Here is a 16,532-nt window from a genome sequence, read left to right on the forward strand (position 1 = left end):
CTCCACTTTCCTTAAACCGTGAGACCTGAGGAGAGAGCAGCCATGACCATCGCCCGTTCACGTCAGATCAGCCTCGCCGATACGCCCTATTACCATGTAGTCAGCCGCTGTGTCCGGCGCGCCTTTCTTTGCGGCCAGGATGATCACTCCGGCCAAAGCTACGAGCACAGACGCCAATGGGTTGCCGACAAGCTGGGCCAGCTGTCGCAGGTCTTTGCTATCGGCATCTGCGCCTATGCCGTGATGAGCAATCACTATCATCTGGTACTCAAGGTGCAGGCCAACATTGCCCATGAGTGGAATGAACGGGAAGTGGCAGAGCGCTGGTCCCGCCTGTTCCAGTGGCCCTTGCTGGTGCGGCGCTGGTATCAGGGAGAGGAACTGATAGCACCCGAGCTGGACCTTGTGCACCAGTTGATCGCCCAGTGGCGGGAGCGCCTCCATTCCATCAGCTGGCTGGTGCGCTTGCTGAACGAGTCGCTGGCCCGCCAGGCCAATCAGGAAGACGGCTGCAAGGGCCACTTCTGGGAGGGGCGCTTCAAAAGCCAGGCTCTGCTCACCGAGTCGGCGCTGCTGGCCTGCATGACCTATGTCGACCTCAATCCCATTCGAGCTGGCATCGCGACCACACCGGAGGAGAGCGACTTCACCAGCATCCAACAACGTATCGAGCAAACCGCTGATCTAGCCACACAGACCCCCTTGCTGCTGCCTTTTGCGAGAGAGGGGAAGCTAGAGGCGCTCCCCTGCTATTTTGCCGATTATCTGGCACTGGTGGATTGGACAGGGCGAGCCATTCGCCTCGATAAGCATGGCCATATCCCGCACCATCTCGCACCTGTGCTCCAGCGCCTGGGCATAGAAGAGGGGCAATGGTTGGGGCAAGTCACCCTGTTTCGGCGCCACGGTATCAGAGCGTTTGGTGACAAGCTTTGCTGCCAGCGCTACGCCGTCCATTGTGGCCAGACGCGATGTTATCAGCCCAGTCCTTGATACCTGCAAACCTCGCGAGTTCACCACCAATCCATCGATGACAGCAGCCCTCTTTGACGCTGTACGGGCACTGATTACCAACTCGCAGCCACTGACGCTCGCTCAAGCTCACAGCTCGCACTACCACCGCAGTTTCATGCCTTCCATCCCCGGAATCAGCCTGCACACGAATGGGGCTTTCAGGTTATCAGCCATTTCCCATCAAGTGGGTGTCCCAATTAAGAGACCAATTCAGGGGGGAGAGGATGCTGACCTGTCGGTGTCTTTCGATGGGGTTATGTCTTGGAGGAGATGAATTGGACGGCAAGGCAATCATGCTTTCTGCGCCTTCATTCAGCCCCGGTTAATATCTGAAAGTCAGGGGTCTATATAATGGCGAAATATCTGTCATAGGATTGACCGGGATAGCTGCCGGGCCAACGGCTAGAGCAACATATTGGCAGCATTTTCAATATGCATCATTTCAAAGGGCACTTTCATGAAACGTCACCTTATTCTTCTTGGCGCCATTCTGGTACTGAGTGCTTGCTCCTCCACTCCCAGCAGTGAATATACGAAAGCGGGTGCCTCTGAAGCCCAGAGAACAGATGCCTTATCCGAGTGCCAATATCAGGTCAAACTCAACAGGATCGAGGATGAAGAGCAGGCAGAGCTGATCAACCTGTGCATGCAAGGCAAAGGCTTCCGTCTGACCCCGATGGAATAACCCCCTATGACCGCCTGAAACAATATCTGCCCAGAATAAAAAGCCCCATATGATGACCATGTTTGGGGCTTTCTATCCTTAGGCAGCAATGGAAAGGCCGTAATCAATCAACCTGTGGCCAAGCTCCCGACTCTCAGCCCCCCCGGCAAGACCATGGCGCCTCAAAGCACGATGCCGAGCTGCCGTTGCAACTGCCGTTTCCCCTTGGGGGTCAGGGTCAGTTCACGGCTCTCCAGCCCGCGCACCAGCCACCTCTTGTTCAGCATATGGCCGAGCAGGCGGGCACCCAGCTGGCCGCCAAGATGCATGCGCCGCTCGCTCCAGTCGAGACAGTGGCAGGCAAAGGGGCGCTTGCCAGTCGCCACGCAGTCGATGCCAAGCTGACCAAGATGCTGCTCCCCCTGCGGGGTCAGCCCATGGCCCTCAGCCTCCAGCCAGCCCTGGCTCATCAGACCGTCATGGAGCCTCACCCCCAGCTCGCCCGCCAGATGGTCATAACAGCTACGGGCAAAGCGCAGCCGCTCCGGGGTCTTGCTCCTGAGCGCCCCCGTGCCCATGTCCACCAGCCCCATCAGTTGCTCCACCACCAGCGCCACTTCATGGCTCGCGATGCGGTAGTAGCGATGTTTTCCCTGCCGGACACAGGCCGTCAGCCCCTGCTGCTGGAGCCGGGCCAGGTGGTGGCTGGCGGTTGATGCCGACACCTCGGCCATCAGGCTCAGCTCGGTCGCCGTCCAGGCACGCCCATCCATCAGGGCGCACAGCATGCGGGCGCGGCTGCCATCGGCGATGGCGGCCGCCACCTGCGCCAGACCTTGTTCCAGGCTCTCCTGCTTGCTCATCTCGCTACTCTCTGCTTGCCCCTGTCATTGCCACTCTGCCGTGACCCTGCGGGCCTTGTCGATGTCTTCGGTCACCAGGATCAGCTGGTTGGCATGGTCGCTGTACAGGGTGATGATGTTGACAGAGGCATCCCCCAGAGCGCTGCAGATGGCCCCCAGCTGCCCCGGCACCTCCTGCTTGAGGCGGCGCACCAGCACCTCGCGCACGGCCACCACTTCCAGCCCCCCTTGCTCGGCGGCCCGGGCCGCAGCGGCACCATCTTCCACCAGAAAGTGGGCATGGCCTGCGCCCCCCAGGGTGAACATGCCGCCCCCTTCCAGGCTGACACCGGCCCGCCCCATCAAGCTCCCGAACTGCCCCAGTGTGCCCGGGTTATCGGGCAGCATCACGTGAATATCGTACATCCCTGCTTCTCCTTGGTGACTCGAGTCCGCAGAGTAATGCCATGGCCGGGGCAACGCTTCGATGGCGGACGAAGTGTCCACCCCTTCTGCCCGTGACGACCCAAGCAAAACGGCGCCCGAAGGCGCCGCTTTTTCTACATAAGATCGCAAGGGATGCCGATCAGCCGGTATAGACAGGCAGCAGCCCCGCCATGTTGAGCAGATGGAAGGCGGCTGTCAGCACCCCGAACAGGATCACCAGCCCTATCATCAGGATACCGCCGGGAGCGCGGAAGCCCGCGCTGCCAGCAGGCGCGGCCTTGCGCACCTTCCAGGCCAGCAGCGGCGGTATGATGCAGGTCCACAGGGTGGCTACGGCACCCGCATAGCCGATGGCCACCAGGAAGCCGAACGGGAACAGCAGGGAGAGCACCAGAGGCGGCAGGAAGGTGACGCCCCAGGACTTGGCGCGACCGGCGCGACTGTTGTCGAACTTGAACAGGTCCGCCAGATAGTCGAACACCCCCAGGCCCACCCCGATGAAGGAGGAGAGAATGGCCGCCATGGAGAAGGCGTTGAGGGCATTGGCCACCGCCTTGGATTCGATCACCGAGCCCAGGGCCTTGAGCAGGGCATCCACGTTGCCCCCTTGCTCGATCACCGGGCCAAACTCGCTGCGGGGCAGGTTGCCGAACACGCTCACCAGCCAGATGAGGTAGAAGGTGAGGGCGATGACGGTCCCCCCCAGGATGGCGCGGCTGGCGCGGCGCTCCTCGCCGTAGTAGGCCCGCATGGACGACACCGAGTGGTGATAGCCGAAGGAGGTGAGCGCCACCGGCAGCATCACCAGGGCATAGGGGGCGTAGTGGGTCTCACTGCCGACTCTGTCGAGCAAGAGATCGAGACGGATGTTCATCGACAGACCAGAGATGCCGAAGGCAAAGCTCAGCCCCATCAGGATCACCAGCAGCACGGAGATGCGGTCCACCGCCCGGGTGGAGTGCCACACCAGCACGGAGAAGACCAGGGTGAACAGCACGGAAGCCCAGTGGCTGCCCATCCCCGTCATGCCATCTATGATGAGACCGGCCGAGGTGATATAGGCGTAGAGCAGAATGCCGCCGACGAAATAGACGCTGAGGTTGTTGAGGGCATTGACCTTGTTCCCCAGCAGATCCCGGGTCACGGTATCGAAGGAGACGCGCAGCGGATAGCCCTTGTAGGATTCGAGCAGCATCCAGCCAGAGACCGTCATCACCACCATGGTCAGCGCCACCGCGAGCATGGACCAGAGGCTCCAGGCTCCCGCGCCCGCACTCGGCAGTCCCAGCATACCGGCTCCCACACAGACGCCGGCAATGATGCATGCCCCGCCCACCAACGATGGTTTCTGTTCCATTACTCCCCCAAACGGATTGTTGACTGGTCACGGCGCGCCGCCGTGCTTCTCCTGCGTTCGCCAATGCTGGCGCCGGGGGACTTTACCCTTCATGCCTTCGGGTATCAAATCCGGGGGCGAATTGATGGGAAATGGGGGCGATATCCGGCCGTTAGTACCAAGTTTTGGGCGGTTCAGGCGCCAGACACCACAGGGGACGCCCGCAGACGCCCCCTGTCGGCTTGCCGGAGGGCTGAGGTCAACCGGTATAGATGGGTAACATACCCGCCATGGCCATCAGGTGGAAGATGGCCGTCAGCACCCCGAACAGGATGACGGCCACCACCATGGGCTGACCACCGGGGGCCTTGAAGCCGCCCCCTTGTGGCGCCAGCTCCCGGGATTTTTTCGCCAGCAGGGCGGGGATGATACAGGCCCAGACGGTCGCCGCCGCCCCGGCATAGCCGATGGCCACCACGAAGCCGAAGGGGAACAGCAAGGAGAACACCAGAGGCGGCAGGAAGGTGACGCCCCAGGACTTGGCACGGCCCTGGCGGCTGTTGTCGAACTTGAACAGATCCGCCAGATAGTCGAACACCCCCAGTCCCACCCCGATGAAGGAGGAGAGGATGGCCGCCATGGAGAAGAGGTTGATGGCGTTGGATACCCGCTTGGACTCGATCACCGAGGCCAGCGCCCCGAGCAGCACATCGACGTCGCCCCCCTTGGCGATGATGGGGCCGAAGGCATTGCGAGGCAGGTTGCCGAAGATGCTCAGCAGCCACAGCAGGTAGAGCGCCAGCGCGATCAGGGTACCTCCCAGGATCGCCTGCTTGGCCTTCTGCTCCTCGCCATAATAGGCACGCATCGACGCCACCGAGTGGTGGTAGCCGAAGGAGGTGAGCGCCACCGGCAGCATGGCCAGGGCATAGGGCGCCTGACCCAGCTCCTCGGTGAGGGAGTGGAACAGCATGGTCGCGTCTATGTTGGCGGCAAGGCCCGACACCCCGAACACGAAGCTCAGCACCATAAAGGCGATCAAGACGACCGAAATCCGATCCACAGCCCGGGTCGAATGCCAGACGAAGCAGGAGAACACCAGCACGAACAGCACCGAGGCCAGCTGGCTATTGATGCCGAGCAGGCCGCTCAGGATCAGACCCGAGGAGGTGATATAGGCGTACAGCAGAATGCCGCCGACGAAATAGACGGTCAGATTGTTGAAGATATTTATCTTGTGACCGAGCAGATCCTTGGTCACCGAATTGAAGGAGGCGGTCAATTCATAGGGCTTGAAGGCTTCCAGCAGCATCCAGCCGGAGACCGTCATGATGATCATGGTGAGAATAATGGCCAGCGAGGACCAGCTGGTCCAGGCGCCCGCCCCCGCACTCGGCAACCCCAACATGCCGGCGCCGACACAGACGCTGGCAATAATGCAGGCCCCTCCCGTCACGGATGGTTTCGATGTCATGTGTTGTCACTCCCGAAATTTCACAGAGCTGTGAAAAAAAAGGGGCACCTGATTAAGTGCCCCTGACTCGTTATGCTTCTATTAATTTTTCACTCTTCTTGCTGACCGCCTGACCCTGAGGCTCGATCTCCTTCAATCTGGCGGTGAAGTGGCGCAGCACAGCCGGCTCATAAATAAAGTCGAGCCCCTTCACGTTCCTGGCGTTCTTCTTCACCTCGCCGAAGGCCTCGATGACAAAGTCCATGTGGGTCTGGGTATAGGTGGCGCGCGGTATGGTGAGGCGCAGCAGCTCCGCCGGACAGGGGTGCTGCTTGCCGGTGGCGGGATCCCTCCCCAGCAGCAGGGAGCCTATCTCCACCGCCCGGATGCCGGCCACCTTGTAGAGCTCGCACGCCAGGGCGTGGGCCGGGAACTGATCCGCCGGGATGTGGGGCAACAGCTTGCCCGCATCCACGAAGGCCGCATGTCCCCCCGCCTGCTGGCACACCACGCCTATGGCCTCCAGGCCGTCCACCAGGTACTGCACCTGGCCGATGCGGTAGGCCAGCCAGTCCTGGCGCATGCCGTCCCGCAGTCCCACCGCGAGCCGCTCCATGGCGCCCCCCTCCAGACCGCCGTAGGTCGGGAAGCCCTCCTGCACCACGCAGAGGGTGCGGCACTCGGTGTAGACGTCCAGCATGCTGTCGTCCTTGAAGCAGAGCAGGCCCCCCATCTGCACCATGGCATCCTTCTTCGCCGACATGGCGAGGCCGTCGGCATACTTGTAGGACTCCATGGTGATGGCCTCTATGCTCCAGTCGGCATAGCCGGGCTCGCGCTGCTGGATGAAGTAGGCGTTCTCGGCGAAGCGGGCCGAATCCATGATGACGGGGATGTCGTATTTCCTGGCGATCTCGTAGACCGCCTTGAGGTTGGCAATCGATACCGGCTGGCCCCCGGCGGAGTTGCAGGTGATGGTGCTGACGATGTAGGGCACGTTGGCTGGCCCCGCCTCCAGGATGGCCTCCTCCAGCTTGACCAGATCGAAGTTGCCCTTGAAGTCGGCGGTGACAGAGGTGTCGAACGCCTCCTTGGTGTAGACGTTCTTCGCCACGCAGCAGTTGATCTGGGTATGGCCCTGGGTGGTGTCGAAGAAGTAGTTGGAGAGTGCCACCATCTTCTTGCGATCCAGCCCCTTCTCCTGCTCCCGCTTCTTGATCAGCACCGGGATGTAGATCTGCTCGGCGCCGCGTCCCTGGTGGGTGGGGATGGTGAGGGAGTAGCCGAAGATCTCCTGCACCGCCTTCTGCAGGGCGTAGTAGCTGCGGCTGCCGCTGTAGGCCTCGTCGCCGCGCAGCATGGCGGCCTGCATGTCCTGGGTGATGGCACCGGTGCCGCTGTCGGTCAGCAGGTCGATGAAGACGTCTTCGCTGTCCAGCAGGAAGGGGTTCATGCCCGCCCTTATGATGGCCTCCTCCCGGTAGGCGCGGGTGGTGCGCTTGACCGGCTCGATGACACGAATGCGGAACGGTTCGGGAAGATGCTTGAAGTTTTCCATGGATAGACACCCTAGCTTTAAATATTCAGGATGAGTCTCATCACCCGCCATCAATAATGGTTGGCAGCTGGCAAATAATGAGATCGGGTGCACGACATCGCCTCGCCAATAAATAAGGCGAGCGCCAGTGCAGATTATTTCAGATCAGGAATTCAGACGGACTCGTTGCATCCATATAAATGCACAAGCGCCGCGGGGGATATTACAGCGGGAAGAAGAAAGCGATTTTATGATCCAGGGTAAACCACTTGGGTGAGGTGATCATGATATTCATGTTGTTGCTCATCTGGTTGAAATTAACAACGACCAATAACGCAATCCATTATGGGGGGCCCCGCCCAAGGATCAATTGCGACATGAGCAATTTGGGATGGCGCTAACAGTTTGGCGGGGGATTTTTATACACCCCCGCCGACGGCTCAATGATTCAACCAGGGCAGCCGTTGCAGCAACTCGTAGCGGTCGGCGAGCGGCGTCTGGCTGACCCAGAACTCCAGCAGGCCGTAAGCGAGCAGCGGCAACACCAGCAGCAACAGGCAGAGCAGACCCAGCAGCCACTGGGGCTCAAGCCTGCGTGCCCTGCTGCCCAGCTGCAGTGCATCGGCGCTTTTGGGGCAGGCGGCCACGCAGCTCATGCAGTTGCTGCACTCGAGGCTCTGCACCGCGATCAGCTGGTGCACCTGGATGCGGGACGGGCAGGCCCGGCTGCACCTGTCGCAGTCGTGGCCAGCACTTCGCAGGCAGCGCGCCAGATCCCGGCGAATGCGCAGCGGTGTCAGCAGGCCGAGTAAAGAGAGCCAGGCGCCGTAGGGGCAGAGGTAGCGGCAGAAGCCCTGGCGGAAGGTGGCGGTGAGCAACAGCACCCAGCCAAGGCACAGGCCGGAGATGAGGGTCAGGTTGAAGAAGAAGGCCCCCATCTTCATGTCCGCCGCCTGATGGTAGGGGCTGGTGAAGTAGCCGGGCAGGGCGGCGGCAGGCACCGCCAGCAATACGATGAAGAGCAGGAAGCCGAGCACCAGGAATTTCTGGGCCCGCAGCAGCCAATCCAGCCAGCGGGGCGGTACCCACTCCCCCGGCAACAGGCGCGAGCGCAGGCCGTGTAGCCACTCCCCCACCAGCCCCAGCGGGCAGAACCAGGCGCAAAAGGCCCGCCCCAGCAGCAGGGCCGACAGGCAGAGCACCAGCACAGTGATGGTGGCCGCCGGATGGTGGGGATCCACCAGCCCCTGGCCTAGCCAGGCCCGCAACCCCAACCCGCCGGCGATGGGCAGGAAGCCGTCCACCACATCCGGGCGCACCAGCCAGGGGGGTATCCCCTGCCCCAGCTGCCAGATATGGATGCCGTACTGCACAGTCACCAGCCCCCAGCAGAGCAGCAGCAGCTGGCGGGTCCAGGCCCGCAGCGACTGGCTGTTGATCCCGCCGAGTGCCGGCAGCGGCCGGTGTCTGTGCCACAGGGCGAGGGGGACGACCACCAGCCCCAGCGCGAACCAGAGCAGGCTGTCCGCCACCAGCAACCAGAGCATGAGCTGCAGGCCGAGGGCGAGGCGCCACTGCCAGCCCGATCGCGCCTGCCACGCCAGCAGCACCAGATAGACCAGGCCAGCCACCATGGTCATGGCTTCAATCAGGCTCATGCATCTCCCTCATAGCACTCATTCGGATAAGGGGGCAGGATAACGAACATCTGAATTGATTATTTTGATCTGCATGGGCAGAGGGGCCATTCATCAGGATGGATCCCACCGGCGCTCACCCTTTGCGACTGTTGAACCTTATTATTTTCGGCTGTTGAACAGGGGCTGATCCGACGAACCCTGCTCGGCCCAGAAGTGGATATTGAAGCGAGCATCCTCCGACAGCTCGACCCTGTGCCAGTACCGGGGCGGGCTGGTGGCAAACTCCCCGGCCCGGATCACCAGGCTCAGCTCCGGCTCCTCGGCCTGTTCGTCGGCAAAGCCGTGATAGGTGACGGTGCCCTCCATCACGCAGAGCTGGCCGAACACCCCGGCCGCCGTGTTGTGGTGGCTGAGCAGGGCCTGGGGCACGTTGTCACGAGTGAAGAAGGGGGTGGAACGACGCACCACCCAGTGAGACGGTATCAGTTGCATAGACATATCAATTCTCCTCAGGTGGCCGGGTCAACCCGGCCTGGCGTTATCGATGAATCAACGGGGCAGCTGGCGCAGCAGCGGGAAGGCGGCGCTCATCTGATCGCCCCCCACCACGAAGCCGCACAGCTCGCCAGCTTCGTCGCGCGCCTCGGCCACCATGCCGTGGCTGTTCCAGCGGCACTGCCAGGCGAGATCCTCGCCCTTGGTGCGGCCCGCCAGCTGCAGCGGGTAGCGCGGCGTCTTCACCTTTATCAGCATGGGGGGCAGGATCAGCGGAGTCGGGGTGCCGAGCAGGGTGCGGGCCAGCGCATTGGCCCCCAGCACTATGGGTTGCAGGAAGGGGAGCAGCTGACCCCGCCACTGCACGCAATCCCCCAGCGCGAAGATATGGGGATCGCTGGTCTGCAACATGTCGTCGACTAGGATGCCGCGTTCCACCTCCAGTCCGGCTGCTTGGGCCAGGGCCATATTCGGCTTCAGGCCAATGGCGGCGATCACCAGATCCTGCTCGCAGGTGCGGCCGTCGGTCAGGGTCACTCGCCAGCCATCGCCGGGCTGGGCGTCCACTCTGGCAATACCTGTCCCGAACTGCAGGCTGACTCCCTGACTGCGCAGCGCCTGTTGCAACGGCTGGATCAGGGTGGCAGGCAGCAGAGCGCTGAGCGGGCTGTCGGTCAGATCCACCAGCGTCACCACTTTCCCCGCGCTCGCCATATCCATCGCCAGTTCGCAGCCAATCAGCCCGGCCCCCAATATCATGATGCGTCTGGACTGCTGGATCAGCCCCTCGGCGGCGGCATACTCCTGCTGGCTGTTGAGGGTCACCAGATGCTCGCTGCCCGGTATCTCGGGGCGCGCCGCGCTGGCGCCGGTTGCCAGCACCAGCTGGCCGTAGGGGAAGCTGCCCTGCGAGGTCAACAGGGTGCGCCGGGCGGGATCTATACCGAGAACCTGGCAGTGGGGCAGCAGCGCGATGCGCTGTTGCTCGGCGAAGTCGCTGCCGCTCAGCCGGGTCATGGCTGCGGCGGCGCAGCCCCGGCTCACCACGTGGCTCAGGTCCGGCTTGTTGTATTCGTCGCCGCTGTCGGCGGTGATGAGGCGGATGGGCTGTTCACCATCCAGCTTGCGCAGGCTCTTGACCAGTTGCTGGGCGGCGAAGCCGCTGCCGATCACCACGATTTCCCGGCTGATGCCGGCGTCATTCAGGGTTGCTGCGTTCATACACAGGCCTCCACGGCGCAGGGTTCGAATACCTCCTTGCCGATGCCGCAGCCCGGGCAGAGGAAGCTGTCAGGCACCTGGGCCCAGGGAGTGCCCGGCGCCACCAGCTGATCCGGCTCGCCCTGGGCCGGGTCATAGACCCACTGGCAGACGGTGCAGAGCATGGGCTGGTTATCGTCCTGCTCGCAGGTGATCGGGGCCACGCCGCGAGATACCGGGAGCTCCATCGCACCAGAAAAAGCGGGGACACCCACCTCAACCACAACTCCTGCCTCAACTACCGGAGCCGCTGCGACGCTAGTTGTGATGATCGGACGGGGCGCCTCCAGCGGATGCAGGGCCCACTGGCGGGCGAGTTGGCGACCATGCTCCCGACATTCCGCCAGCGCCGAGCCATCCGGGCGCCACTTGGCCTTGAGGGAGAGGCTGATGTCGAAGCCAGCATCCATCAGCCGGGTCTGGATCCTGTCCACGGCGCCGCCGGTCCAGCCATAGCTGCCGAAGGCAGAAGCCCACTTGTTGCGAAAACGCAGGCCGGTGATCTCCTCCAGCATGCCCGCCACCTTGGGCATCATGACGTTGTTCATGGTGGAGGAGCCCACCAGTATCCCCTTGGAGCGGAACACCTGGGTCAGGATCTCGTTCTTGTCGTGGCGGGCCACGTTGTAGATCTTCACCGCCACGCCGGGGTCCACCTCGTGGATGCCCTGGGCGATGGCGTCCGCCATCATGCGGGTGTTGTTGGACATGGAGTCGTAGAAGAGGGTGATGCGATCCTCCTGATAGTGGTCGGCCCACTCCAGGTATTTCAGGATGATCTGGGTAGGGTCCTCGCGCCAGACGATGCCGTGGGAGGTGGCCACCATGCTCACCGGCAGGTTGAAGCCGAGCACCTCCTTGATCTTGGCGGTCACCAGGGGACTGAAGGGGGTGAGTATGTTGGCGTAGTAGCGTTGGCACTGCTCCATCAGCTCGGTCTGATCCACCTCGTCGTTGAACAGGTGCTCATCGCAGTAGTGCTGGCCGAAGGCGTCGTTGGAGAAGAGCACGGCATCCTCCGTCATGTAGGTCATCATGCTGTCGGGCCAGTGCAGCATGGGGGTCTCGATAAACACCAGCTGCTTGCCGTTGCCGATATCCAGGCTGTCGCCCGTCTTGACCGGCTGGAAGTTCCACTCCGGGTGATGATGGTGACCTGTGATGGAGTCGATGGCGTTGTGGGTGCAGTAGATGGGGGTGCCGGGGATGCGGGCCATCAGCTCGGTCAGGGCGCCGGCGTGATCCTCCTCGGCGTGGTTGATCACCACATAATCGATGGAAGCGAGATCTATCTCCGCCGCCAGGTTCTGCACGAACTCCCGGCTGAACTTGTGATCGACGGCGTCGATCAGCACGTTCTTCCCTTCGCGGATGAGGTAGCTGTTGTAGCTGGTGCCCTTGTGGGTCTTGTACTCGGTACCGTGGAAGTCGCGCACCTCCCAGTCCCGTTGGCCGACCCAGTGAATGTTGTTTTTGACGTGAATGCTCATCAAGTTGTTCCTCAGCAGGCAATAGCGAATGTGCGACTGAACGGACTATTGCAGTTGACGTGCCAACTTATAACTTATTGTTTTTGCTTGACACTCACATCCAACATTGTCATTTAGACAATCACTCTTTATAGTCAAAACCACAAACACACTGTCATTTGGACAATTACCGTGATCTCGACCGACAGCCTGGCGCGCATCGCCCTCGACCTGCAACTCGGCATCTCCCATCAGGACAGGTTCCACCGTCTGATCCAGAGCGTGCGCAGCCTGCTGCACTCGGACGCCTCTGCCCTGCTGCGCTACGAGGGAGGCCAGTTCATCCCGCTGGCCATCGACGGCCTGATGCAGGACGTGCTGGGCCGCCGCTTCGCCCTCAAGGATCACCCGCGCATGGAGGCCATAGCCCGGGCTGGCGACGTGGTGCGCTTCCCCGCCGACAGCAACCTGCCCGACCCCTATGACGGCCTGATCCCGGATCACGACGACTTCAAGGTGCACGCCTGCGTCGGCCTGCCGCTCTTCTCGGATCAGACCCTCATCGGTGCCCTGACCATAGACGGCATGAACCCGACCCAGTTCGACGGCATCAGCGACGAAGAGCTGCGGCTGGTGGGGGCCCTGGCCGCCGCCGCCCTCAGCAACGCCCTGCTGCTGGAACGGCTCGCCCGCCAGAGCAGCGAGCCCCTCGCCTCAGCCCCCCATGCCGAGGGCCAGCCGGAGATGATAGGCCACTCCCCCGCCATGGCCCGGCTGCGCCACGAGATAGACGTGGTGGCGAGCTCGGAGCTGAACGTGCTGATTTTGGGGGAGACGGGGGTGGGCAAGGAGCTGATCGCCAAGGCGGTGCATCAGGGCTCACCCCGCGCCGGCGCGCCCCTGGTCTATCTCAACTGCGCCGCCCTGCCGGAGTCGGTGGCCGAAAGCGAGCTGTTCGGTCACGTGAAGGGGGCCTTCACCGGCGCCATCCACAACAGGGCGGGCAAGTTCGAGCTGGCCGACAGGGGCACCCTGTTTCTGGACGAGATTGGCGAGCTGTCGCTGGCGCTGCAGGCCAAGCTGCTGCGGGTGCTGCAATACGGGGATCTGCAGCGCATAGGTGACGACCCCCCCCTCAAGGTCAATGTGCGCATCCTGGCGGCCACCAACCGGGATCTGAAGCAGGCGGTGGTCGAGGGGCAGTTTCGAAGCGATCTCTACCACCGGCTGAGCGTCTTCCCGATCCTGGCCCCGGCGCTGCGGGAACGCCCCGGCGACATTCCCCTGCTGGCCGGTTATTTTTGCGAACGCTGCCGGGTCAGCCTGGGGCTGGAGCGGCTGCGCATCCTGCCCGGGGCGCTGGCACTGCTCGAGGGTCACGACTGGCCGGGCAACGTGCGCGAACTCGAGCACGCCATCCACAGAGCCGCCGTGCTGGCCCGGGCCGAGCAGGGCAGCCAGTCCCCGGCCCTGGACGCCCACCACTTCAATCTGGGGGCGGCGGTCTCGCCGCCGCCTGCCGCCAGCACGGCCACCCCAGCCCCGTCCGTTGCCACCGGCCTCGGCCTGCGCGCCGCCACCGACGCCTTCCAGCTCCAGCTGATAGAGCAGACCCTCGCGGCCCAGGACGGCAACTGGGCCGCCACCGCCCGGGCGCTGGCGCTGGACGGCGGCAACCTGCACCGGCTCGCCCGGCGGCTCGGCCTCAAGCCCTGAGGGGCGGCGCAGGGCCCCAAAAACAAAAACCCCCTCGCGAGGGAGGGGGTTTGGGGACAACCGAAGTGGCGATCAGCGCAGGGACTTGACCGAGCGACGAACGATCAGCTCAGGCTGAACCGTCATGGACTCGACTTCCAGGGCCTTGTTGCGGATCCGGCTCACCAGATGCTGCACCGCCAGCAGGCCCAGCTCGGCCTTGGGGTGGCGAATGGTGGTGAGCGGCGGGCTGGAGAAGCGCGCCATCTCCACGTCGTCGTAGCCGATCATGGAGATGTCGTCCGGCACCTTGACCCCGGCTTCCCAGGCGGCGCAGATGGCACCTATGGCCATGGGATCGTCGAAGGCAAACACCGCCGTCGGGCGGGGCTTGAGGGCCAGGATCCGCTGCATGGCGTCGTAGCCGCTCTGGCTCTCGTAGTCCCCTTCGAAGATCTGTTCGTCCTTCAGGGTCAGGCCATGCTCGCCCAGGGCGTCACGCACCCCATCCAGCCGCTGCTGGGTGGTCGGCTTGTCGATCTGGCCCGTGATGCAGACGATCTCGGTGTGACCCTGCTCCAGCAGATGACGCACGGCCAGGCGCGCACCTATGCGGGCGTTGTCGTTGATCACGTTGGCAAAGTCGCACTCGGTTCCCCAGTCCAGTACCACCTGGGGCACGTTCTTGTGGATCCGCAGCATGTCCCGCAGCGGGGTGTCGATGTCGGTCCCCAGCACCAGCAAGCCATCGACCCGCTTCTCCATCAGCATGCGCAGATAGTGCTGCTGACGGGGGGGCTGGTTCTCGGTGTTGCACAGGATCAGGCTGTAACCCTGTTCGAAGCAGTAGGCTTCCACCCCTTGCACCACTTCCGCAAAGAAGGGGTTGGCACTGGTGGTGACCAGCATGCCTATGGTCTTGGTCGAGTTGATCTTGAGGCTGCGCGCTACCGAATTGGGCGCGTAGTTGAGTTCTGCCACCGCCTCAAGCACTTTCTGGGTTGCATCTTCGCTGACCCGACGGGTGTGATTGAGTACATGTGAGACGGTGGAGATGGATACGCCTGCCCTGGAGGCGACATCCTTGATAGTGGCCATCTCTGTCTCCTGAATAACAAAGGCGGAACAGTAGCAGATTTCCCGAATAAAGGCTTGGTTTTAACGAGAGCTGCCAGCGAATTGTCAATCTTGGCTAATCTAGGCGGTCATTTCTTTTTGCGCAAACGGAATTTGGTCAAAATGAGAGCGGACGCAGAATGAAATATCGTCAGTTTTTTACTCTGCAAATTGTCACCGTGACAATTTGTTGTCAGTATGTTAATCGACATTCGCGATATTAAACTCCAAAATAAAAACTTAAGCAGGGCATTTGTTTCATAAAAGCCCTACCCAAGCCGTTCCGGTTAGTATCTTTAACATCTTGTTATTGCACGGCGAGGAATGATAGAACCTTATCTATTGCCGGGCTGGCGGGACACAGGCTCGGAATGACACACGGAAAATGAAACAATCCACTGATTAAGGGACGAATCAATGAATAACTTGAGCAAAATGGCAGTCAGGGCAGCGGTTTCTTTGGCTCTGTTTGGATCAGTCTCCATGGCCAATGCGGCCGATACCATCAAGATTGGCATCGCCGGCCCCCTGACCGGCCCGGTCGCCCAGTACGGTGACATGCAGTTCACCGGCGGCAAGATGGCGGTCGAGCAGATCAACAAGGCGGGCGGCATCAAGGGCAAACAGATCGAAGCCGTCATCTATGACGACGCCTGCGATCCCAAGCAGGCCGTGGCCATCGCCAACAAGGTGATCAACGACGGCGTCAAGTTCGTGGTCGGCCACCTCTGCTCAGACAACACCCTGCCCGCCTCCGACATCTATGAAGATGAAGGTGTGCTGATGGTGACCCCGGCCTCCACCAACCCCAAGATCACCGAGCGTGGCTACCAGCTGACCATGCGCACCATTGGCCTGGACAGCGACCAGGGCCCGACCGCCGCCAAGTACATCATCGAGCAGGTCAAACCCCAGCGCGTGGCCGTCATCCACGACAAGAAGCAGTACGGTGAAGGCATCGCCTCCAGCGTCAAGGCGGCGCTGGACAAGGCTGGCGTCAAGGTAGTGGCATTCGAAGGCATCACTGCCGGGGACAAGGACTTCTCCGCCCTGATCGCCAAGCTGCAGAAAGAGAACGTGGACTTCGTCTACTACGGCGGCTACCACCCGGAGCTGGGCCTGATCCTGCGCCAGGCTGGCGAGAAGGGTCTGAAAGCCAAGTTCATGGGCCCGGAAGGTGTGGGTAACAAGGACATCTCCGCCATCGGCGGCCCGGCCTCCGAAGGCCTGCTGGTCACCCTGCCGAACAAGTACGACCTGCTGCCTGCCAACGCCTCCATAGTGGAAGCCTTCAAGGCCAAGGGTCAGGACTCCTCGGGCCCCTTCGTCTGGACCACCTACGCGGCCATGCAAGCTCTGGCAGCCGGTATCGCCAAGGCGGGCGAGGATGATCCCGCTGCCGTGGCTGCCGCCATGAAGGCCGCACCGATCGACACCGTCATGGGTCCCCTGACCTGGGCACCGAATGGTGACCTGAAGGGCTTCGAGTTCGGTGTCTTCCAATGGCACGCCGACGGTACCTCCACTCAACTCAAATAATCTGCCGGTCGGGGGTGACAAGCGT

Annotated in this window: 15 protein-coding genes; 4 read left to right on the forward strand and 11 right to left on the reverse strand. The window is 62.2% G+C overall.

What is annotated here, in order from left to right; genetic code table 11:
* The first annotated feature begins 42 nt into the window (after window positions 1-42).
* Window positions 43-993, forward strand: coding sequence for a transposase (locus tag ACFWHB_RS20975; RefSeq protein WP_395949182.1), 951 nt, complete (start codon window positions 43-45; stop codon window positions 991-993).
* A gap of 478 nt (window positions 994-1,471) precedes the next feature.
* The gene (locus ACFWHB_RS20980) at window positions 1,472-1,699 is read left to right on the forward strand and encodes a lipoprotein (RefSeq protein ID WP_162627386.1); all 228 of its coding nucleotides are present in this window, start codon (window positions 1,472-1,474) and stop codon (window positions 1,697-1,699) included.
* Between the two features lie 161 nt (window positions 1,700-1,860).
* Here ACFWHB_RS20980 and ACFWHB_RS20985 read toward each other — a convergent pair whose 3' ends face one another.
* The 10 genes from ACFWHB_RS20985 to norV form a co-directional block, all read right to left on the reverse strand.
* On the reverse strand, window positions 1,861-2,541 hold the full coding sequence (locus ACFWHB_RS20985) for an ArsR/SmtB family transcription factor (RefSeq protein ID WP_393937690.1): 681 nt from the start codon (window positions 2,539-2,541) through the stop codon (window positions 1,861-1,863).
* Between the two features lie 24 nt (window positions 2,542-2,565).
* Complete coding sequence (locus ACFWHB_RS20990) at window positions 2,566-2,946, reverse strand: amino acid-binding protein (RefSeq protein ID WP_234569979.1); 381 nt, start codon at window positions 2,944-2,946, stop codon at window positions 2,566-2,568.
* A gap of 160 nt (window positions 2,947-3,106) precedes the next feature.
* Complete coding sequence (locus ACFWHB_RS20995; RefSeq protein WP_163135450.1) at window positions 3,107-4,324, reverse strand: aromatic amino acid transporter; 1,218 nt, start codon at window positions 4,322-4,324, stop codon at window positions 3,107-3,109.
* 238 nt (window positions 4,325-4,562) lie between these two features.
* Complete coding sequence (locus ACFWHB_RS21000; protein WP_111913051.1) at window positions 4,563-5,777, reverse strand: aromatic amino acid transporter; 1,215 nt, start codon at window positions 5,775-5,777, stop codon at window positions 4,563-4,565.
* Between the two features lie 70 nt (window positions 5,778-5,847).
* Window positions 5,848-7,314 carry a tryptophanase gene (gene tnaA / locus ACFWHB_RS21005; protein WP_106885423.1) on the reverse strand — a complete coding sequence of 489 codons (1,467 nt, stop codon included), beginning with the start codon at window positions 7,312-7,314 and terminating at the stop codon, window positions 5,848-5,850.
* A gap of 202 nt (window positions 7,315-7,516) precedes the next feature.
* Entirely contained in the window at window positions 7,517-7,600 is an 84-nt protein-coding gene (gene tnaC, locus ACFWHB_RS21010; protein WP_080675260.1) for a tryptophanase leader peptide, read from the reverse strand.
* Window positions 7,601-7,733: 133 nt separating this feature from the next.
* A complete protein-coding gene (locus ACFWHB_RS21015; RefSeq protein WP_395949183.1) occupies window positions 7,734-8,951 on the reverse strand; it encodes a 4Fe-4S binding protein in 1,218 nt (405 codons plus the stop codon).
* Window positions 8,952-9,092: 141 nt separating this feature from the next.
* Window positions 9,093-9,431, reverse strand: a complete 339-nt coding sequence (locus ACFWHB_RS21020) for a DUF1971 domain-containing protein (protein WP_395949184.1) — start codon at window positions 9,429-9,431, stop codon at window positions 9,093-9,095.
* A 51-nt stretch (window positions 9,432-9,482) separates the two neighbouring features.
* Window positions 9,483-10,649, reverse strand: coding sequence for an NADH:flavorubredoxin reductase NorW (gene norW / locus ACFWHB_RS21025; RefSeq protein WP_395949185.1), 1,167 nt, complete (start codon window positions 10,647-10,649; stop codon window positions 9,483-9,485).
* A complete protein-coding gene (gene norV, locus ACFWHB_RS21030) occupies window positions 10,646-12,178 on the reverse strand; it encodes an anaerobic nitric oxide reductase flavorubredoxin (RefSeq protein ID WP_395949186.1) in 1,533 nt (510 codons plus the stop codon). Before norV ends, norW begins: the two co-directional genes overlap by 4 nt.
* 171 nt (window positions 12,179-12,349) lie before the next feature.
* On the opposite strand from norV, the gene norR reads away from it, so the two are divergent.
* Window positions 12,350-13,873, forward strand: coding sequence for a nitric oxide reductase transcriptional regulator NorR (norR, locus tag ACFWHB_RS21035; protein ID WP_395949187.1), 1,524 nt, complete (start codon window positions 12,350-12,352; stop codon window positions 13,871-13,873).
* A gap of 72 nt (window positions 13,874-13,945) precedes the next feature.
* On the opposite strand, the gene ACFWHB_RS21040 is transcribed toward norR, so the two are convergent.
* Entirely contained in the window at window positions 13,946-14,950 is a 1,005-nt protein-coding gene (locus tag ACFWHB_RS21040) for a substrate-binding domain-containing protein (RefSeq protein ID WP_106885418.1), read from the reverse strand.
* Window positions 14,951-15,385: 435 nt separating this feature from the next.
* Here ACFWHB_RS21040 and ACFWHB_RS21045 point away from each other — a divergent pair, with 435 nt between their 5' ends.
* Window positions 15,386-16,507: a branched-chain amino acid ABC transporter substrate-binding protein gene (locus ACFWHB_RS21045; RefSeq protein WP_162520030.1), complete on the forward strand. Its 1,122-nt coding sequence runs from the start codon at window positions 15,386-15,388 to the stop codon at window positions 16,505-16,507.
* Window positions 16,508-16,532: the final 25 nt, after the last annotated feature.

This window comes from Aeromonas mytilicola subsp. aquatica, from assembly GCF_044336385.1.
In the GTDB taxonomy this organism is placed as follows: Bacteria; Pseudomonadota; Gammaproteobacteria; order Enterobacterales; family Aeromonadaceae; genus Aeromonas; species Aeromonas rivipollensis.